The organism is Streptomyces sp. NPDC026589, assembly GCF_040638385.1.
In the GTDB taxonomy this organism is placed as follows: Bacteria; Actinomycetota; Actinomycetes; order Streptomycetales; family Streptomycetaceae; genus Streptomyces.
On record NZ_JBEZYG010000010.1, the window covers coordinates 1 to 18,359 of the forward strand.

General features: G+C 71.5%; 19 protein-coding genes. 14 read left to right on the forward strand and 5 right to left on the reverse strand.

Annotated features, from left to right (window positions below; translation table 11 throughout):
* Nucleotides 1-188: 188 nt before the first annotated feature.
* Together AB0F29_RS18385 and AB0F29_RS18390 are read right to left on the reverse strand one after the other, a co-directional pair.
* The gene (locus AB0F29_RS18385) at nt 189-1,562 is read right to left on the reverse strand and encodes a sensor domain-containing protein (protein WP_361873285.1); all 1,374 of its coding nucleotides are present in this window, start codon (nt 1,560-1,562) and stop codon (nt 189-191) included.
* A gap of 212 nt (nt 1,563-1,774) precedes the next feature.
* Nucleotides 1,775-2,962, reverse strand: coding sequence for a sensor domain-containing protein (locus tag AB0F29_RS18390; protein ID WP_361873287.1), 1,188 nt, complete (start codon nt 2,960-2,962; stop codon nt 1,775-1,777).
* Between the two features lie 201 nt (nt 2,963-3,163).
* Here AB0F29_RS18390 and AB0F29_RS18395 point away from each other — a divergent pair, with 201 nt between their 5' ends.
* From AB0F29_RS18395 to AB0F29_RS18460, 14 genes are all read left to right on the forward strand, one after another.
* Nucleotides 3,164-3,670 (forward strand): NADH-quinone oxidoreductase subunit A, encoded by a 507-nt coding sequence (locus AB0F29_RS18395; RefSeq protein ID WP_361873289.1) that lies wholly within the window; start codon nt 3,164-3,166, stop codon nt 3,668-3,670.
* Complete coding sequence (locus AB0F29_RS18400; protein WP_361873291.1) at nt 3,661-4,329, forward strand: NADH-quinone oxidoreductase subunit B family protein; 669 nt, start codon at nt 3,661-3,663, stop codon at nt 4,327-4,329. The genes AB0F29_RS18395 and AB0F29_RS18400 overlap by 10 nt, the downstream gene beginning before the upstream one ends.
* Entirely contained in the window at nt 4,326-5,648 is a 1,323-nt protein-coding gene (locus tag AB0F29_RS18405; protein ID WP_361873293.1) for an NADH-quinone oxidoreductase subunit C, read from the forward strand. Before AB0F29_RS18400 ends, AB0F29_RS18405 begins: the two co-directional genes overlap by 4 nt.
* Complete coding sequence (locus AB0F29_RS18410; RefSeq protein ID WP_361873294.1) at nt 5,645-6,613, forward strand: complex I subunit 1 family protein; 969 nt, start codon at nt 5,645-5,647, stop codon at nt 6,611-6,613. Before AB0F29_RS18405 ends, AB0F29_RS18410 begins: the two co-directional genes overlap by 4 nt.
* A complete protein-coding gene (locus AB0F29_RS18415) occupies nt 6,613-7,212 on the forward strand; it encodes an NADH-quinone oxidoreductase subunit I (RefSeq protein ID WP_361873296.1) in 600 nt (199 codons plus the stop codon). The genes AB0F29_RS18410 and AB0F29_RS18415 overlap by 1 nt, the downstream gene beginning before the upstream one ends.
* A complete protein-coding gene (locus AB0F29_RS18420) occupies nt 7,212-7,922 on the forward strand; it encodes an NADH-quinone oxidoreductase subunit J (RefSeq protein WP_361873298.1) in 711 nt (236 codons plus the stop codon). The genes AB0F29_RS18415 and AB0F29_RS18420 overlap by 1 nt, the downstream gene beginning before the upstream one ends.
* Nucleotides 7,922-8,392 carry an NADH-quinone oxidoreductase subunit NuoK gene (gene nuoK, locus AB0F29_RS18425; protein ID WP_361873300.1) on the forward strand — a complete coding sequence of 157 codons (471 nt, stop codon included), beginning with the start codon at nt 7,922-7,924 and terminating at the stop codon, nt 8,390-8,392. The genes AB0F29_RS18420 and nuoK overlap by 1 nt, the downstream gene beginning before the upstream one ends.
* A complete protein-coding gene (locus AB0F29_RS18430; RefSeq protein ID WP_361873302.1) occupies nt 8,389-10,389 on the forward strand; it encodes an NADH-quinone oxidoreductase subunit L in 2,001 nt (666 codons plus the stop codon). The genes nuoK and AB0F29_RS18430 overlap by 4 nt, the downstream gene beginning before the upstream one ends.
* Nucleotides 10,386-12,134, forward strand: a complete 1,749-nt coding sequence (locus AB0F29_RS18435) for an NADH-quinone oxidoreductase subunit M (RefSeq protein WP_361873304.1) — start codon at nt 10,386-10,388, stop codon at nt 12,132-12,134. Before AB0F29_RS18430 ends, AB0F29_RS18435 begins: the two co-directional genes overlap by 4 nt.
* A gap of 56 nt (nt 12,135-12,190) precedes the next feature.
* A complete protein-coding gene (locus AB0F29_RS18440; RefSeq protein WP_361873668.1) occupies nt 12,191-13,735 on the forward strand; it encodes an NADH-quinone oxidoreductase subunit N in 1,545 nt (514 codons plus the stop codon).
* 117 nt (nt 13,736-13,852) lie between these two features.
* Nucleotides 13,853-14,320: a large conductance mechanosensitive channel protein MscL gene (gene mscL / locus AB0F29_RS18445; protein WP_018960161.1), complete on the forward strand. Its 468-nt coding sequence runs from the start codon at nt 13,853-13,855 to the stop codon at nt 14,318-14,320.
* Nucleotides 14,321-14,701: 381 nt separating this feature from the next.
* A complete protein-coding gene (htpX, locus tag AB0F29_RS18450) occupies nt 14,702-15,565 on the forward strand; it encodes a zinc metalloprotease HtpX (RefSeq protein WP_018960162.1) in 864 nt (287 codons plus the stop codon).
* Entirely contained in the window at nt 15,562-15,954 is a 393-nt protein-coding gene (locus tag AB0F29_RS18455; RefSeq protein WP_265599899.1) for a YccF domain-containing protein, read from the forward strand. The genes htpX and AB0F29_RS18455 overlap by 4 nt, the downstream gene beginning before the upstream one ends.
* A 118-nt stretch (nt 15,955-16,072) precedes the next feature.
* Entirely contained in the window at nt 16,073-16,345 is a 273-nt protein-coding gene (locus AB0F29_RS18460; RefSeq protein WP_018960164.1) for a GlsB/YeaQ/YmgE family stress response membrane protein, read from the forward strand.
* Between the two features lie 44 nt (nt 16,346-16,389).
* Here AB0F29_RS18460 and AB0F29_RS18465 read toward each other — a convergent pair whose 3' ends face one another.
* The 3 genes from AB0F29_RS18465 to AB0F29_RS18475 all read right to left on the reverse strand — a co-directional run bounded on the left by AB0F29_RS18465 (nt 16,390) and on the right by AB0F29_RS18475 (nt 18,325).
* Nucleotides 16,390-17,031 (reverse strand): alpha-ketoglutarate-dependent dioxygenase AlkB, encoded by a 642-nt coding sequence (locus AB0F29_RS18465; protein WP_361873307.1) that lies wholly within the window; start codon nt 17,029-17,031, stop codon nt 16,390-16,392.
* Nucleotides 17,032-17,088: 57 nt separating this feature from the next.
* Complete coding sequence (locus AB0F29_RS18470; RefSeq protein WP_361873309.1) at nt 17,089-17,613, reverse strand: methylated-DNA--[protein]-cysteine S-methyltransferase; 525 nt, start codon at nt 17,611-17,613, stop codon at nt 17,089-17,091.
* A gap of 223 nt (nt 17,614-17,836) precedes the next feature.
* Nucleotides 17,837-18,325, reverse strand: coding sequence for a YajQ family cyclic di-GMP-binding protein (locus AB0F29_RS18475; RefSeq protein WP_006126857.1), 489 nt, complete (start codon nt 18,323-18,325; stop codon nt 17,837-17,839).
* Nucleotides 18,326-18,359 lie beyond the last annotated feature (34 nt).

An 18,359-nucleotide genomic window follows, 5' to 3' on the forward strand; every position in this document is an offset into this window, starting at 1 on the left:
GTCGTACGCCCCGTTGCCGGACCGGGAGGCCGGGCGAAGGGGCGTACGACCGCGGGCGAGGGGACTAGGGGGGAAGTGAGGGGGCAGGGAGGTGGCGGAGCAGGGAGGAGCAGGGAGGAGTAGGGAATGGTGCGGGAGGGAGACTGGTGGGAGACCGGTGGGAGAGGCGCGAGACGCCGCGCCCGGGGTCAGCCGCGCCAGGGCAGCTCGGCCGTGACCGTCGTCGGGCCGCCGGCCGGGGAGTCGACCACGAGGACCCCGTCCACGGCGTCCAGCCGCTCCGTCAGCCCCGCCAGACCGCCGCCCGAGGCCGGTGACGCCCCGCCCCGGCCGTTGTCGGTGACCTGGAGCATCAGCCGGTCGGCCGCCCGCCACACGTCGACCGTGGCCCGGGTCGCACGGGCATGCTTGCTGATGTTCTGGAGCAGCTCGGAGACGGTGAAGTACGCGATGCCCTCGATCGCCTGCGCGGGCCGCGAGTCCAGGTCCACCTCGACCGTCACGGGCACGGTGCAGCGCGAGGCTATCGCGGAGAGCGCGGCGTCCAGGCCCCGGTCGGTGAGGACGGCGGGGTGGATCCCCCGGGCCAGATCGCGCAGCTCCTGAAGGGCCACCTTCACCTCGCCGTGGGCCTCGTCGACCATGCGGGCCGCGGCCTCGGGGTCGTCGGTGAGCTTCTCCTTCGCCAGACCCAGATCCATGGCGAGGGCGACCAGGCGGGCCTGGGCGCCGTCGTGCAGGTCGCGCTCGATGCGGCGGAGGTCGGCGGCGGCGGTGTCCACGACCACGCCCCGGTCCGACTCCAGCTCGGACACCCGGGTGGCCAGCCGGGACGGCCCCAGCAGACCGGTGACCATCAGCCGGTCCACCGACAGCAGCCCCCGCACGATCCACGGCGCGGCCAGCACGAGCGCCAGGCCCACCGCCCCGGTCACCGCCAGCTCGCCCGGCGAGTCCAGATACTCCTGGTGGGTGCGGTCCCCGTACAGCTGGAGACCGTCCTGCCCCCCGAACACCGGGAAGAGCCAGAACCACAGCGGGTACGTCAGCGCCGCCAGGCCGTACGTCCAGAACGTGATCGCGACGACGAATGTGAACGTCGCCCACGGGAAGTGGAGCAGCGTGTACAGCAGGTGCCGCCAGGACACCCCGCTCTTGAGGACCGCGCCCATCCAGGACAACGGGCCGCCGGTCTTCCCCCGCACCCGCTCCGGATCCGCGACCTCCACCCGCAGCAGCCCGCGCGCCCGGTGCCGCTCCAGTGCACCGAAGCCCCGGCAGACGGCGAGACCGGCGGCGAGGACCGGTATCCCGATGAAGGTGACCAGCAGGCCCGCGCTCAGCGACGTCATGGTGACCGCGAAGACGAACGCGGTCGTGGCGAGCGGGAAGCTCAGCAGGGCGTAGAGCAGCTCGCGCCAGGCACGGGCCTCCAGCGGCGCACGCAGCGGCGCCGGGAGGAGATGCTTCGCCCGGGACTTCGTTGGGGTCTTCGCCCCGAAGCCGGGGCCGGAACCCTGATGCTGCCGGTCCCGCGTGTCCGGTCCGTATGCCGTGGCCATGAGTCCCGTCCGTTCCGTCTCTGTCTGAAGTCTCTCAGTGGGCTGTGCGTGGGGCGGTGGGCTTGTCCGTGGCGCCTGCGCCGTGATGGTGCCGGAGGCGGCCCGCCGCCCCGGACCGTTCTCCCTCAAGGGTCCTGGCCGGCGGCCTTCCCCGCCATGAGGTCCCTCTCCGTATTCGCCCGGGGGTTTTCCCCACCCCGGGCGTCGGGCTGTCAGGCGGCCGGCCGCGCTGCGGCCCGGTCGCGCCAGGGCAGCTCGGCGGTGACGGTCGTCGGCCCGCCCTCCGGCGAGTCCAGGACGAACACCCCGTCGACGGCGTCGAGCCGCTCGGCGAGCCCCGCGAGACCCGTACCGCCGCCCATCCGGGCCCCGCCCCCGCCGTCGTCAGTGACCTGGAGCATCAGCCGGTCCGCCGAACGCCACACGTCGACGGTGGCCGACCGCGCACCGCTGTGCTTGCTCACGTTCTGCAGCAGCTCCGAGACGGTGAAGTACGCGATGCCCTCGATGGCCTCCGCCGGCCGCCCCCGAAGCCCCACCGACACCTTGACCGGAACCGTGCACCGGGAAGCGATGGCGGAGAGCGCGGCGTCCAGGCCCCGGTCGGTGAGGACGGCGGGGTGGATTCCGCGAGCCAGGTCGCGCAGCTCCTGGAGGGCCACCTTGATCTCGCCGTGGGCCTCGTCGACCATGCGGGCCGCGGCCTCGGGGTCGTCGGTGAGCTTCTCCTTCGCCAGGCCGAGCCCCATGGCGAGGGCGACCAGGCGGGCCTGGGCGCCGTCGTGCAGGTCGCGCTCGATGCGGCGGAGGTCGGCGGCGGCGGTGTCCACGACCACGCCCCGGTCCGACTCCAGCTCGGCGATGCGCCGCTCCAGCTCGTCCGAGGGCGACAGCAGCCCGCGTGCCATCGCCCGGTCCACCGTCGTCAACCCCCGCGTGATGAACGGCAGCACCGGCCACAGGACGAACAGGCTCGCCAGTGTCACCGCGAAGGTCAGCACCCCCCACGGCAGTCGGATGAACCCGTACAACAACGCCCGCCAGCCCACCGGGTCCTTGAGCCCCGCCCACAGCCGGACGAAGAACCCCTGCCCCTGGTGGCCGCGCGCCAGCGGACTCGGCTCCTCGACCCGTACGCCGAGCATCCGCCGCGCCCGCCACCGCTCCATCCGGCCCAGCAGCCGCGCCCCCTGGAGCCCGCCGACCAGCAGTGGCAGCCCGATCACGGTGGCGGAGAGCCCGGCGCCGACAGCGATCACGACCACCGTGTAGACGAACCCGACGACGGCCAACGGCAGATTGGCGAGCAGATACGCGACCTCCCGCCAGGCCCACCGGTCGAGGGCGAAGCGGGCGGGCGGCAGCCGGTCGGGATCCGGCACGGAAGGGCTCATGGTCATACACACAGCCTGCCGGGCCGCACCCGCGCACACCATGGGGCTCATGGGTGGGGTGAAGTAGGGATAACCCCACCTGATGCCCGACGCGGCTGCTTACGCTCCGTTTATCAGGCCCTAGACTCCCGTGCGTACAGAACAGAAGCAGGTACACGGGACAGATACACGGGACAGATGCGGACGACGAGGGAGCGAGGGGCGGACGTGACCGACGTTACGGACGTGACCGGCGTGGCGGACGCGGTGGGCATGACCGACGCGGCTGGGGCATCCGGCGCGTCCGGGGTCTCCGGGGTATCCGGAGTTCCGGTGGACGGACCCGCCGGAACCACCGCACTCGCCTCGGAGTACTTCCAGAGCTATTCGGTCATCGGCCTGCTCGCCCTGGTCGGCGTCCTGTTCGTCGCCGTGGCCTTCGGGGCCGGACGGCTGCTGCGCCCCGTCGTCCCCACCCCGGAGAAGCTCCTCACCTACGAATGCGGCGTCGACCCCGTCGGCGAGGGCTGGGCGCACACCCAGGTCCGCTACTACGTCTACGCGTTCCTGTACGTGATCTTCGCCGTCGACTCCATCTTCCTGTTCCCGTGGGCCACGGTGTTCGCGGCGCCCGGATACGGCGCGACGACCCTGGTCGAAATGTTCATCTTCCTCGGCTTCCTGGCCGTGGGACTGCTCTACGCATGGAAGAAGGGCGTCCTCGCATGGGCCTGACGAGCCGGCCGACCCCCGCGTCGCAGCAGCCCGCGCCCCCGACCCCGACCTCGTCCGACCCGGTCCTCCTCCCCGAGCCGAAGCGCCTCGGCGTGCTCTCCCGGCTCGCACCGGAGCCGATGAAGGTCGTCCTCAACTGGGGCCGCCGCTACAGCCTCTGGGTCTTCAACTTCGGACTCGCCTGCTGCGCCATTGAGTTCATCGCCGCGTCCATGGCGCGCCACGACTTCATCCGGCTCGGCGTGATCCCGTTCGCCCCGGGCCCCCGCCAGGCCGACCTCATGATCGTGTCCGGCACGGTGACGGACAAGATGGCCCCAGCGGTGAAGCGGCTCTACGAGCAGATGCCCGAGCCGAAGTACGTCATCTCCTTCGGCGCCTGCTCCAACTGCGGCGGCCCCTACTGGGACTCGTACTCGGTGACCAAGGGCGTCGACCAGATCATCCCCGTCGATGTGTACGTACCCGGCTGCCCGCCCCGGCCGGAGGCGCTGCTCCAGGGCATTCTCAAGCTCCAGGAGAAGATCGCGCGCGAATCCCTCGCCGAGCGGTACGCCACCGGGGCCGAGGGCGGGGGGCCGTCCACCGATGCCCTGCGCAGCGGCCTGGTGGCCGCCCCGACGGCACCGGCCTCGGCACAGGAAGAGGAGCGGCGATGAGCGACGGCGACCAGCACACGGGATCCGCGGCCGACGCCTACGACCGGCTGCCGGACGCGGTCACCGACCTGTTCGGCGAAGAGGCCACGGCGGAGTCCGCGTACGACCTGCTGACCGTCGACGTCCCCGCCGCCGCCTGGCTCACCGCGCTGCGGACGGCCCGCGACGAGCTCGGGTGCAGCTACTTCGACTGGCTCAGCGCCGTGGACGAACGGGGCACCGGCTTCCGTGTCTGCGCCCATGTCGCGGCCCTGGGCACGGGTACGGTGCGGCGGCTGATGGTCCGCACGACCGTGCCGCACGACGCGGCGGCCCTGCCCACCGCCATCGACGTCTACGCGGGCGCCGCGTGGCACGAGCGCGAGACGCACGAAATGTTCGGCGTCGCGTTCGACGGTCACCCCCACCTCGTACCGCTGCTCCTGCCGGAAGGCTTCGAGGGCCACCCGCTGCGCAAGGACTTCGTCCTGGCCGCGCGCGTCGCCAAGGCCTGGCCCGGGGCGAAGGAACCGGGGGAGCCGGCGGAGGGCCACACCGGACCCAAACGCCGCGCGATGCTCCCGCCCGGGGTGCCCGACCCGAACGAATGGGGCCCCCTGAAGGGCCAACTCCCCCCGGCCGCCGCCCGCCCGGGCCGAGCGGCCCGCCCCGCGACCGACCGCCCGCCCCGCCGCACCCGCACCGCGGGCGAGGGCTCGGCGGCACAACGCCCCACAGCGAGCGACCCGGAGGCACCCGCGGTGACTCCCACGGCAACCGGCGCGGAGACTCCCGCTACGCCGGATGCATCCGCGCCCCCGAAGACGCTCCCGAAGACGTCCTCGGAGACACCTCCGACGACCACGCAACCGACGGCGGGCACGCCCCCGCAGGCACCCCCGACGACCCGCCCGCGCCGCTCCCGGTCGGCGTCCGAGGGCTCGGCAAGCCAGCAACCGCCCCCGGCCGCGCCCGGGGGCGCCCCAGGGCCACCGCCCCGGGCGCGCAGCACGGACGCACCGTGGCACGACGCCCAACCGGCCTTCGGTGAACCGGAGAGCCCGGAGTCCGAGACTCCGGACGCGTCTTCTCAGCCTCTCCGGCGTTTGAGGAGCGAGGGTACGGGGGCGGAGCCCCCGGTTCGGGAAGGGGCGGGTAGGGGAGAAGCCCCGCGCAGCGGCCCCACCGCCGGCGAAACCTCCCCCAGTGAGCCCGCCGAGTCCGCGGGCGGACCCGCACCCACGGACGAACCCACCCCCGACGAACCCACCCCCGACAAGCCGGCCCCGGCCCCTGAGCGGCCCGCCCCGGACCACCCCGCCGGAGGCGATCCCGAGTGAACGACGCTCTCGACGTCGCCCTCCGTCTGGCCGTCGTCTTCGTCGTGTTCCTGGTCGCCCCCCTCCTCGTGGGCCAGACGGAACACAAGGTGATGGCTCACATGCAGGGCCGCCTGGGCCCCATGTACGCAGGCGGCTTCCACGGCTGGGCCCAGCTCGTCGCGGACGGTGTGAAGTTCGCGCAGAAGGAGGACGTGGTCCCGGCCGCCGCCGACCGCCGCGTCTTCCAGCTCGCCCCCGCCGTCGCCCTCCTCCCGTACCTCCTCGTCCTCGTGGTCATCCCCGTCGGCCCCGGTGACGGCGCGGTCGGCCAGGCCGTCGACGCGGGCATCTTCTTCGTGCTCGCCGTCATGGGCATCGGCGTCCTCGGCTCGCTCATGGCGGGCTGGGCCTCCGCCAACAAGTTCTCCCTCCTCGGCGGCCTCCGTACCGCCGCGCAGCTCCTCTCCTACGAGCTGCCGATGCTCCTGACCGCCGCCTCCGTGGCCATGGCGGCCGGGACGGTCTCGCTCACCGGCATCCTCGACGCCTTCGAGTGGTGGTGGCTGCCCTGGCAGATCGTCGGCGCGCTGGTCTTCTTCGTGGCCGGTCTCGCCGAACTCCAGCGCCCGCCGTTCGACATGCCGGTGGCCGACTCCGAGATCATCTTCGGCGCGTACACCGAGTACACCGGTCTGCGCTTCGCCCTGTTCCTCCTCGCCGAGTACGCGGGCATCGTCGTCCTGTGCGCGCTGACCACCGTCCTGTTCCTCGGCGGCTGGCACGGCCCGTTCGGCGCCGACGGACTCGGCTGGATCTGGACCATCCTCAAGACCGCCCTTCTCGCGTTCGTCGTCATCTGGCTGCGCGTCAGCTACCCGCGTCTGCGTGAGGACCAGTTGCAGAAGCTCGCCTGGACCACCCTCGTCCCGCTCGCCCTCGCGCAGATCGCGCTCACCGGCATCGTGAAGGTGGCGATCAACTGATGCCCCCGATCCCCGGATCCGGCCTGGCCAAGGGTCTTGCCGTCACCCTGCGCACGATGACGAGGAAGACCGTCACCGCGCAGTACCCGGACACCCAGCCCGAGCTTCCTCCCCGCTCCCGCGGCGTCATCGGGCTGTTCGAGGAGAACTGCACGGTCTGCATGCTCTGCGCCCGTGAGTGCCCCGACTGGTGCATCTACATCGACTCCCACAAAGAGACGTCGCCGCCCGCCGCTCCCGGCGGCCGTGAGCGCAGCCGGAACGTCCTCGACCGCTTCGCCATCGACTTCTCCCTCTGCATGTACTGCGGTATCTGCATCGAGGTGTGTCCCTTCGACGCACTGTTCTGGTCGCCCGAGTTCGAGTACGCGGAGACGGACATCCACGAACTCACCCACGAGCGCGACAAGCTCCGCGAGTGGATGTGGACCGTGCCGGAGCCGCCCGCGCTCGACCCCGGGGCCGAGGAACCGAAGGAGATCGCCGCAGCCCGCAAGGGAGCGGACAAGCTCGCCGCCCAACGCGCACAGGAGCAGCGGGAACAGCAGGAGCAGCGGAGCCGGCAGGAACGGGCAGACGAGACGGGAGGAACTCCGTGATGCTGCTCAACGCCACGGCCGCCGCCACCGTGGGCACCACCGCCACCACTGCCGGCGACCACCCCGGCTTCCTCTCCCCGTCCGGCGTCGAGATCGCGTTCCTCCTCGTCGGCCTCGTCACCCTCGGCGCCGCCGTCATCACCGTCACGACCAAGCAGCTGGTGCACGCCGCGCTCTGGCTCGTCGTGGCGCTCGGCGGACTGGCCGTCGAGTACCTCCTGCTCACCGCGGAGTTCATCGCCTGGGTCCAGGTGCTGATCTACGTCGGTTCCGTCGTCGTCCTCCTCCTCTTCGGCCTGATGCTCACCCGGGCCCCCATCGGCCGTTCCCCGGACGCCGATTCGGGCAATCGGTGGGTCGCCCTCGGGGTGGCCGCCGCGGCGGCGGCAGCCCTCGTCTGGGTGGTGGCCGACGCCTTCCGCTCCACCTGGATCGACCTCGACGGGCCGGCCCAGGGCTCCACCGAGGTCACCGGCGCCTTCCTGTTCCGGAACTGGGTGCTGCCCTTCGAGGCGCTCTCCGTCCTGCTGCTCGCCGCCCTCGTCGGCGCGATCGTCCTGTCCCGCAAACGCGACACGGACACCACCGTTCGCCCCGGCACCAAAGGGACGGCCAAGCCCGGGCCCGTGAGGCCGGGCCCACCCACCTCACCCACCTCACCCGGCACACCCGGCTCACCCACCTCACCCGGCCACGAGGAGCAGAGCTGATGCACCTCGCCTATCCCGCTGTGCTCGCCGCCCTCCTCTTCTGCGTCGGCCTCTACGGCGTCCTCGCCCGCCGCAACGCGATCCTGGTCCTGATGTCCGTCGAGCTGATGCTCAACGCCGTCAACCTCAACCTCGTCGCCTTCGACGTCTGGCTCCGCGACACCCTCCACTCCGGCCAGGCGCTCACGCTCTTCACCATCGCCATCGCCGCCGCCGAGATCGGCATCGGCCTCGCGATCGTCCTGGCCGTCTACCGCAACCGGGGCACCTCCGACATCGACCGGCTCCGCGACACCGCCGAGACGGACGCCGCCGAGACGCTCCCCGACACCGCTGAGACCGACAGCGCCGAAAACACCGACACCAACACCGACACCGACACCGACACCGACACCGACGGCGCCGAACCGACCTCCGGCCGGGCCGACGGGGGAACAGGGAAGACGAAGAAGGCAGAGGCCACCACGTGACCACGACGACCCTCGCCGCCCTCGTTCCCCTCCTCCCGTTCCTCGGGGCCGTCGCAGGGCTCGCCGCCGGCCGCACCGCCCCCGGATTCGTCCGCCCGCTGGCGATCCTCCCGACCCTCACCGCGGCCGTGCTCGCCCTGATCGTCGCCGTCCGCCAGGGCGGCGGCCGGGCCATCGACGCCGCGACCCAGCTCACGCCCACCGGCTCGGTCCCGATCGACCTGGCACTGCACCTCGACGGCTTCGCCGTTCTGGTCGCCGTCCTCGTCACCGTCGTCGCCACCTGCGTACAGCTCTACTCCACCGCCTACCTCCGCGACGACGCCCGCTACCCCTCCTACGCGGCCCTCGTCTCCCTCTTCACCTCCGCGATGCTCCTGGTCGTCTACTCCGGCGACCTGATGGTGCTCCTGGTCGGCTGGGAGATCATGGGCATCTGCTCGTACTTCCTCGTCGGCCACTACTGGGAGACCCCCGAGGCCCGGGCCGCCTCCCTCAAGGCCTTCCTGGTCACCAAGCTCGGCGACGTCCCCTTCCTGATCGGTCTGTTCGCGCTCGCCGCCGATACCGGCAGCTTCCGCATCACCAAGATCCTCGCCGCCGTCGGCAACGGCGGACTCGATCACCCCACCGTCATCGCCCTGCTGCTCCTCGCGGGCATCGCCGGCAAGTCGGCCCAATTCCCCCTGCACACCTGGCTGCCCGACGCGATGGCCGGCCCCACCCCCGTCTCCGCGCTCATCCACGCCGCGACGATGGTCGCGGCCGGCATCTACTTCGTGGCCCGTCTGCTGCCCGTTTTCGCGGCCTCCGGCGCGGCGCTCGTCGTGCTCGCCGTGATGGCCGCCGTCACGATGATCGGGTCCGGGCTCGCCGCCCTCGCCCAGGACGACATCAAACGCGTCCTCGCCTACTCGACCATCGGCCAGCTCGGCTACATGTCGGGCGCCCTGGCCGTCGGTGACCGGGGCGCGGCCGTCTTCCACCTGATCTCGCACGGTGCGTTCAAAGCGGTCCTCTTCCTCGCCGCGGGCGTCGTCATCCACGCCGCGGGCACCAACTCGCTTGCCGCCATGTCCCGGATGGGAGGCCTCGCCCGCCGCATCCCGGACGCCTTCTGGACGATGACCGTCGCGCTCCTCGCGCTGGCCGCCATCCCGCCGTTCGCCGGCTTCTTCTCCAAGGAAGCCGTGCTCGTCGCCGCCGAGCACACCGCCCTCGGAGACCGGAGCGTCGCCCCGGCCGCCGCCGGCTGGACGATCCTGGTCGCCGGGCTCCTCGCCGCCGTCCTCACCGCCGCCTACGCCGTACGCCTCTGGCTCCTCGCCTTCCGCGGGCGCGGCGCGGAACTCCCCGACCACGGCAAGCAGCCCGCCGCCATGACCTCCGTCCTGTGGATCCTGGCCGTACCCACCATCGCCTTCGGCCTCACCGTCGGCATGATCGGCGACTGGTTCGACGGGCACGGCCTCACGCCGTCGCTCACCACCGCCGTCCTCTCCACCGGCGTCACGCTTATCGGCGGTCTTGTCACCTACGGCGCGTGGCGGCACACCGCCGCCCTCGCCGCCCGCACCCCCATCGGCGCCGTCGCCGCCCACCCCGGTGTCGAACCCGCCCTCGTCGAAGCCGAGGCCATGACGTCCCACACCGCCGTCTACGGCACCATCGCGGACGCCCCCGACCCGGCCGACCCCGGCAGGCTTCTCCTCGGGCGGCTGCACCGCCACGCGGCCACCGGCTTCCACCTCGACGCCCTGTACACGGTGCTGTTCGTCCGGCCCGTCCAGGGTGCCGCCCGCCTCGTCCGCTTCCTGGACCGCGAGGTCGTCGACACCTACGTCAACGGATCGGGCGCCGTCACGCGCCTCCTCGGCACCGCCGTCCGCCGGGCCCAGACCGGCAACGTGCAGACCTACGCCGGCGCCCTGCTCGCCGGGTCCCTCGTCCTGGCGATCGCCGCCGTCGTCTTCGCCAACGTCAACGCGGGGTCGTGACCGTGATCGATATGAGTGCGTCCGTGATGCAGTTCCTCCTGGCGTTCGTCGTCGTCGCCCCGCTCCTCGGCGCCGTCGCGGCCCTGCTCCCCGCCCCGCCCGGGCTCAAGGGGAAGAACCCCGACCAGGCCGTGCTCCGCCACGGCGTGACCATCACCGGCGCCGTCCTCATCGCCGCGATCGTCCTGGCCGTCGGCTTCGACCACGACCACCCCGCCACGATGCAGGCGACCACCGACATCAGCTGGATCCCGGCGCTCGACGTCCGCATCCACCTCGGCATCGACGGCATCTCGCTCCCCCTCCTGCTCCTGACCGCCCTGCTGACCTTCCTCTGCGCGCTGTACAGCTACTTCAAGCTGCCCGCGGGCCCCTCACCGAAGGCCTTCGTCGCCCTCGTCCTCGTCCTGGAGTCGGGCACCCTCGCCACCTTCGCCGTCCTCGACCTGCTGCTCTTCTTCCTCGCCTTCGAGATGGTCCTCATCCCGATGTACTTCCTCATCGCCCGCTGGGGCGGCGGCCAACGGCAGGCGGCCGCCTGGAAGTTCATCCTCTACACCCTGCTCGGCTCGGTCGTCATGCTGCTGGGCATCCTCCTCATCGGGCTGAAGAGCGGCACCTTCGACATGGTGGCACTCGCCACTGACAACGGCCGGGGCCTCACCACATCAGTGCAGGTCATCGCCGTACTCGCGATCGGCCTCGGCCTCGCCGTGAAGACCCCGATGTGGCCCCTGCACAGCTGGCTCCCCGACGCCCACACGGCCGCCCCCACCGTCGGGTCGGTGCTCCTCGCCGGCGTGATGCTGAAGATGGGAACGTACGGATTCGTCCGGATCCTGCTCCCGATCGCGCCCGACGGCATGCGGACCTTCGCGCCCTACCTCGCCGCGTTCGCCGTCGTCGGCATCGTCTACGGCTCCCTCGCCTGCCTGGCCCTGGCCCGTACCGGCGCCAAGGGCGACCTCAAGCGGCTCATCGCCTACTCGTCCGTCGGCCACATGGGCTTCGTCCTGCTCGGCATCGCCACCATGACCCCCACCGGAGTCAACGGCGCGCTCTTCGCCAACATCGCCCACGGCCTCATCACCGGCCTGCTGTTCTTCCTGGTCGGCGCCGTCAAAGACCGCTACGGCACCGCCGACCTCGACACCCTCGCCGGAGCGACCGGGGCCGCCCTCTACGGCCGGGCGCCCCGCCTCGGCGCCCTGCTCGCCTTCGCCGCCATCGCCTCGCTCGGCCTCCCCGGGCTGGCCGGATTCTGGGGCGAGATGCTCACCCTGTTCGGCGCGTACAGCCCCGCCGAAGGCCTCAGCCGCCCCGCGTTCCGCACCTTCATGGCCATCGGGGCGTTCGGGACCCTGCTCACCGCCGCGTACATGCTCATCGTCGTCCGCCGCGTCTGCATGGGCGAGCACCCGCCCCACCCCCGGCTGTCACCCGACGACCGGGCCCTGCGGGCGGCGGACAGCCCGCAAGCAGCCTCCGGCCCCCAGCCGTCCGGCCCTCAGCCGTCCGGCCTCCAGCCGTCCGGCCTCCAGCCGTCCGGCCTCCAGCCGTCCGAGGCCGCCGGCACCGGGCCCGCAGCATCCACCACCCCGCAGCTCGCCGACATCCAGACGTACGAAGCCGCCACCTGGACCCCGCTCGCCGCGCTCACCGTCCTCGCCGGCCTCTGGCCCGCCGTCCTCCTCGGCCTCACCGACCCGGCCGTGCAGCAGCTCCTCGCAGGAGGCAAGTCGTGACCGAGGCCCTCAGCACCACCCCCGGCCCGGCCTCCGGCACGGGCGACGCCGCCGGCATCCTCGTCGCGGCTGATGCCCCCAGCCTCGTCCAGTCCATCGACTGGCTCGCCATCGCGCCCCCCACCCTCACCGCGCTGGCCGCCCTGGTCGTCCTGGTCGCCGACCTGTTCCTGCCCGCGCACCGCAAGCGACTCCTCGGCTACGGCGCCCTCACCGCCCTCGCCGCCGCCCTGGCGCTCCTGATCCCCCTGCGCGCCGGGGACCGGGCCACCTTCTGCGTCACCACCGGCACCCAGGCCTGCGGCTACACCGCCGACCACTTCACCCTCGTCATCCAGGCCCTCGTCCTCGGCGGCGCGTTCCTCACCGTCCTGCTCTCGCTCGACGACACCCGGAAACTGCCGGCGGGGGAGTACTGGTTCCTGCTCCTGGCCTCCGCCGCCGGGGCCGCTCTGCTGCCCGCCTCGCGCGACCTCGCCACGCTCGTCGTCGCCCTTGAAGTCGCCTCGCTGCCCGCGTTCGCCCTCGTCGGCATCGTGCGCGGCGACCGGCGCTCCTCCGAGGCGGCGCTGAAGTTCTTCCTCTCCTCCGTCGTCGCCACCGCCGTCATGCTGCTCGGCGTCAGCTTCGTGTACGCGGCCACCGGCACCCTGCACCTCACCGAGATCGCCACCCGCCTCGACGACGTGCCCCCGGTGCTCGACACCCTCGCCAAGACCGGCGTCGCCCTCACTCTCGTCGGCTTCGCCTTCAAGACCGCCGCCGCGCCCTTCCACTTCTGGGTCCCCGACACCTACGTCGGCGCGCCCCTCCCGATCGCCGCGTATCTCTCCGTCGTGGGGAAGGCCGTCGGGTTCTCGGGGCTCATTCTGGTCACCGTCGTCGCGTTCCCCTCCTACGCCGACGTCTGGGGGCCCGCACTCGCCGTCCTCGCCGCCCTCACCATGACCGTCGGCAACGTCGCGGCCCTCCGCCAGAACGCCGCCCGCGCCCGCAGCGCCGTCCGCCTCCTCGCCTGGTCCTCGGTCGCCCAGGCCGGCTATCTCCTGGTCCCGATCGCCGCCGCCGCGTACTCCAGCGACGACCAGATCGGCTCCACCGTGGCGTACGCCCTCATGTACGCCGTCGTGAACCTGGGCGCGTTCGCTGTCGCCGCCGTCGTCGCCCGTACCCACCCCGGCAACAGGCTCTCCGACTACCGGGGGCTGTACGCCACCCGTCCGCTCGCGGCCCTGGCCCTCGGGTTCTTCCTGCTCTGCCTGGCCGGACTGCCGCCCGGCATCATCGGGCTCTTCGCGAAGGTCACCGTCTTCTCCGCGGCCGTCGACGCGGGCCTCGGCTGGCTCGCCGTCGTCATGGCCGTCAACGTGGTGATCGCTCTCTACTACTACCTTCAGTGGACCGCGATCCTCTTCCGGGAGCCCGAGGGCGCCCCGGAAACCACCGGGACCGCCACCGGAACCACGGCCTCCGTTCCGCCACGCCGCCACCGGACCCCCACCCCGCTCACCACGGCGATCGTGCTCACCGCCACCGCCGGAATCCTGCTCTCCGGGGTCCCGCAGGCCGTCCTGCGCTTCGCCTCCGTCAGCCTCTTCTGAAGCCCTCCGGCCCCGGAAGATCGGTTTGCCCACGGCCCCCGCCGCAGGGCATGGTCTTGGCTGCATACGTCACGTAATCGGCGTGGACGTGTCGGGAGCAAGAGGAAAGAGAGAGCAGTGCTGAACGGGTTCAAGGACTTCATCCTGCGCGGGAACGTCATCTCGATGGCGATCGGTCTCGCTGTCGGGGCCGCCTTCACCGCCGTCGTCACGGGCTTCAGCAACGCCTTCATCACGCCGCTGATCGGCCTCGCCACGCGCGGCACGGGAGACTTCAGCAAGGCCTCCTACGAAATCGACGGCGTCGTGTTCCCGTACGGCCTCTTCATCGCCGCCGCGATCGCCTTCCTGATCACCGCCGCGGTGCTGTACTTCTGCGTCGTGGTCCCCATGGCCAAGGTGCAGAACCGCTTCACCAAGGAAGAAGAGGAGGAGGCCGTCAACATCAAGGCCGCCCTCCGCGACTGCCCGCGCTGCTTCAGCGAGATCCCCGCCGTCGCCTCCCGCTGCGGGCACTGCACCAGCGAGGTCGAGCCCGACCCCGAGGCGCTCTCCCTCGCCAAGCTCCCCGCACAGCAGCACTGACCCGCACAGCGACACCGACCGCACGGCGGCCACTGACCCGCACAGCAGCACCGACCGCGCGGCGGCCACCGACCGCACCACGGCACCGACCTCCGCGCGGCAACACCGACCGCACGGCGGCCACTGACCGAGCAACGGCGCACGAACACCCGTAGGACCGTCGCCCCACGAGGGCCCCCGCCACCCGTACGGACCAGCGCCACTCCGTACGGGGCCGAGCGCCCGACCGGCGCGAACACGCGGCACCGCCCCGCCCTCCGGCCGCACGCACAAGGGAACTAGCTCCTCTCGCCTGGCGTTGACCAGTACAGGAGGCTCCACTGGGGAGTGGAGCACCACCATGCAAAGGGTTCCCCTGCTGCACCACTTGGAGGGCGTACCGTGCACCGCCGGCACAACGGGCTGAAGACCGCCGTACTCCTCGGGGGACTGTCCGCACTCATCATCGTCATCGGCAGTTTCTTCGGACGTACGGGTCTCGTCGTCGCGCTCCTGGTAGCCGTCGGCACCAACGCCTACGCGTACTGGAACAGCGACAAGCTCGCCCTGCGGGCCATGCGCTCCCGACCCGTCAGCGAGTTCGAGGCGCCGCAGCTCTACCGCATCGTCCGCGAGCTCTCCACCGCGGCCCGTCAGCCCATGCCGCGCCTCTACATCTCCCCGACGCAGGCGCCCAACGCGTTCGCCACCGGCCGCAACCCGCGCAACGCCGCAGTCTGCTGCACCGAGGGCATCCTCCAGATCCTCGACGAACGCGAGCTGCGCGGCGTCCTCGGCCACGAGCTGAGCCACGTCTACAACCGGGACATCCTCATCTCGTCCGTCGCCGGAGCCCTCGCCTCCGTCGTGATGTTCCTGGTCAACTTCGCCTGGCTCATCCCGGTGGGCCGCTCCAACGACGACGAGGGGCCCGGTCTCCTCGGCATGCTCCTGATCATGATCCTGGGGCCGCTGGCCGCCTCCGTCATCCAGCTCGCCGTCAGCCGCTCCCGGGAGTACGAGGCCGACGCCTCCGGGGCCCAGCTCACCGGCGACCCCCTGGCCCTCGCCAGTGCCCTGCGCAAGCTCGACGCGGGGACGAAACAGCTCCCGCTGCCGCCCGAACCCAGGATCGAGACCGCGAGCCACATGATGATCGCGAACCCGTTCCGTCCCGGCCAGGGAATGGCGAAGATGTTCTCCACCCACCCGCCGATGGCGGAGCGGATCGCCCGACTAGAACAGATGGCAGGTCATCGCCCGTGAAAACCATCCTGAACGTCATCTGGCTGATCCTCTGCGGATTCTGGATGTTCCTCGGCTACCTGCTCGCGGGCCTCCTGCTCTGCATCACCATCATCGGCATCCCCTTCGGGCTCGCCGCCTTCAGGATCGGCGTCTACGCCCTCTGGCCGTTCGGTTACACCGTCGTCGACCGCCGGGACGCGGGCTCGCCCTCCTGCGTGGGGAACGTTCTCTGGCTGATCCTCGCCGGATGGTGGCTCGCCCTCGGCCACATCACCACCGGCATCGCGCTGTGCATCACGATCATCGGCATTCCCCTGGGCATCGCCAACTTCAAGCTGATCCCCGTCTCCCTCATGCCCTTCGGCAAGGAGATCGTCCGCACGGACCAGCCCTTCGCCGCCCGGTAGCCCGGCGAGATCCCGGCCCCGGCCCGGCCTGGCCCGGACCCGGTCGGCCCCGGGGCAACCGAACACCTGCCCGTGACGTCTTGGATTCCAGGACGAAGCAAGGGGTAGGTGCGGCGACATGGGCATCATCAGTTGGATCATTCTCGGGCTGCTCGCCGGAGTCATAGCGAAAATCCTCCTCCCGGGACGCGACCCGGGCGGCATCATCGGCACCACCCTGATCGGCATCGCCGGGGCCTTCGTCGGAGGCTGGCTCTCCAGCAAGTTCCTCGACCGCCCCATCAGCAACGACTTCTACGACACCGCGACCTGGATCGCCGCCGTCGCCGGCTCTCTGGTCCTGCTCATCGCCTACCGGCTGCTGTTCGGCAACTCCCGCGAACGCCGCTGACCGGGGCGGACGCGGGGACCCGTGAACGGCACGCGCACCGCGCCCTACCGCACGTCCCGTGACGTCATCCCGGTCTCCCGCAACGTCATGTTCAACCGGCCGGCCCGCAGCCCCGCTGCCGGGTCGGCCGGTCCCGCGTACACCCTCGGCACCCCGTGGAACGCGAAACGCGACGGCCCGCCGAAGACGAACAGATCCCCGGACGCCAACTCCACATCCGTGTAGGGCTGCCCGCGTCCCTCCGTGTTCCCGAAGCGGAACACACACCTCGCCCCGATGCTCAACGACACCACAGGAGCGCTCGACCGCTCCTCCTTGTCCTGATGCATCCCCATCCGCGCGGTGTCGTCGTAGAAGTTGATCAGCGCGGTATCCGGTGCGAACGCCTCCGCCGCATCCTCGTCCCCGTACGCCTCGGCCACCGCCGCCCGCCCCAGGTCGCCCAGCCAGTCCGGGAACGCGGCCACCCTGGCGCCGTTCACGTCGTCAGCCGTACGCGCGTACCGGTACGGCTGCCAGTGCCACCCCAGACACACCGTCCGCACCGACATCACCCCACCGCCCGGCAGCACCGTGTGCCGCAACGGGACCGGCCCCGACGCCCACTGACGGCACGCCGCGACCAACTCCGCCCGCCGCTCCACCGGCAGCCACTCCGGAACATGGACGGCCCCCGGCGCGACCACCCTCCGCTCCCGCCGGAACAGGCCGTCCGAGGACGGCGGAAGCCCTGGCGCCACGGCTCAGCCCGCCCCGCCCTCGATCCCCAGCAGCAGCTTCTTCCGCTCCAGCCCGCCCGCGTACCCGCGCAGCGCCCCGTCCGCCCCGATCACCCGGTGACACGGCCGCACGACGAGCAACGGATTGCGCCCGATCGCCGTGCCCACCGCCCGCACCCCCGCACCGGAGGCCCCGACCAGCGCCGCGACCTCCCCGTACGACACCGTGCTCCCGTACGGGATCGACTCCAGCACCGCCCAGACCCGCCGCTGGAACTCCGTGCCCGTTCCCTCCGCCAGCGGCACGTCGAACCGCGTCGAGCGCCCCGCGAAGTACGCCTCCAACTGCCGGGCGACCTCAGCGAACGCCTCGGGAGCGTGGAGCCATCCGTCCTGGACGACCGCGCCGCCCTTCTGACCGGGCATCGAAACCGAGCACAGCAGGGCACTAGCCGCACCGGCCGCATCCGGCCCGTCCGCCACTGTCTCGCCGACCAGCAGCAGCTCACCCAGCGGGCTCTCCACCCGCGTGTACACCGTCGTCGTCATGTCTTCTCACTTCCCCGGTCGGTACGGCCAGTCTGCGCCCGCTCACCGTGCCCTCACCGGCGGTATTCGGACATGGCACCCGCGCCCCGGGGCCCGGCACACGAAGAGGCACGCCGTCGAGGTCGGCCTCGGCGGTGTGCCCCCGTTGTGCTCAGCTCAGCCCAGTTCGGCTTCAGTTCGGCTCAAGCGATCCGGCAACGCCCGTGCGGATCGAAGCGGTTGATCACCGGTAGTTCACGAACTGCACCGCGAAGTCGAAGTCCTGCCCCTTCAGCAGCGCCTGCACGGCCTGGAGGTCGTCCCGGCTCTTCGAGCTGACCCGCAGCTCGTCACCCTGGACCTGCGCCTTGACGCCCTTGGGGCCTTCGTCGCGGATGATCTTCGCCACCTTCTTGGCGTTGTCCTGGGAGATGCCCTCCTCGATCGTGGCGAAGATCTTGTACTCCTTGCCGGAGAGCTGCGGCTCGCCGGCGTCCAGCGACTTCAGCGAGATTCCGCGCTTGATCAGCTTGGACTGGAAGATGTCGAGGATGGCCTTGACGCGCTCCTCGCCGTTCGCCTCCATCAGAATCTTCTCGCCCGACCACGAGATCGAGGCGCCCGTGCCCTTGAAGTCGTAACGCTGGGAGATCTCCTTGGCGGCCTGGTTGAGGGCGTTGTCGACCTCCTGCCGCTCGACCTTCGAGACGATGTCGAAACTGGAGTCGGCCATGACGTGTGGCTCCTTGCGTCGAATGCTGTGGATA

What these genes read in the sequence shown, in the direction of transcription:
- AB0F29_RS18385 (WP_361873285.1), bottom strand. Translation starts at nt 1,562, where the DNA reads ATGGCCACGGCATACGGACCGGACACGCGGGACCGGCAGCATCAGGGT.
- AB0F29_RS18390 (WP_361873287.1), bottom strand. Translation starts at nt 2,962, where the DNA reads ATGACCATGAGCCCTTCCGTGCCGGATCCCGACCGGCTGCCGCCCGCC.
- AB0F29_RS18400 (WP_361873291.1), top strand. Translation starts at nt 3,661, where the DNA reads ATGGGCCTGACGAGCCGGCCGACCCCCGCGTCGCAGCAGCCCGCGCCC.
- AB0F29_RS18405 (WP_361873293.1), top strand. Translation starts at nt 4,326, where the DNA reads ATGAGCGACGGCGACCAGCACACGGGATCCGCGGCCGACGCCTACGAC.
- AB0F29_RS18415 (WP_361873296.1), top strand. Translation starts at nt 6,613, where the DNA reads ATGCCCCCGATCCCCGGATCCGGCCTGGCCAAGGGTCTTGCCGTCACC.
- AB0F29_RS18420 (WP_361873298.1), top strand. Translation starts at nt 7,212, where the DNA reads ATGCTGCTCAACGCCACGGCCGCCGCCACCGTGGGCACCACCGCCACC.
- nuoK (WP_361873300.1), top strand. Translation starts at nt 7,922, where the DNA reads ATGCACCTCGCCTATCCCGCTGTGCTCGCCGCCCTCCTCTTCTGCGTC.
- AB0F29_RS18460 (WP_018960164.1), top strand. Translation starts at nt 16,073, where the DNA reads ATGGGCATCATCAGTTGGATCATTCTCGGGCTGCTCGCCGGAGTCATA.
- AB0F29_RS18470 (WP_361873309.1), bottom strand. Translation starts at nt 17,613, where the DNA reads ATGACGACGACGGTGTACACGCGGGTGGAGAGCCCGCTGGGTGAGCTG.
- AB0F29_RS18475 (WP_006126857.1), bottom strand. Translation starts at nt 18,325, where the DNA reads ATGGCCGACTCCAGTTTCGACATCGTCTCGAAGGTCGAGCGGCAGGAG.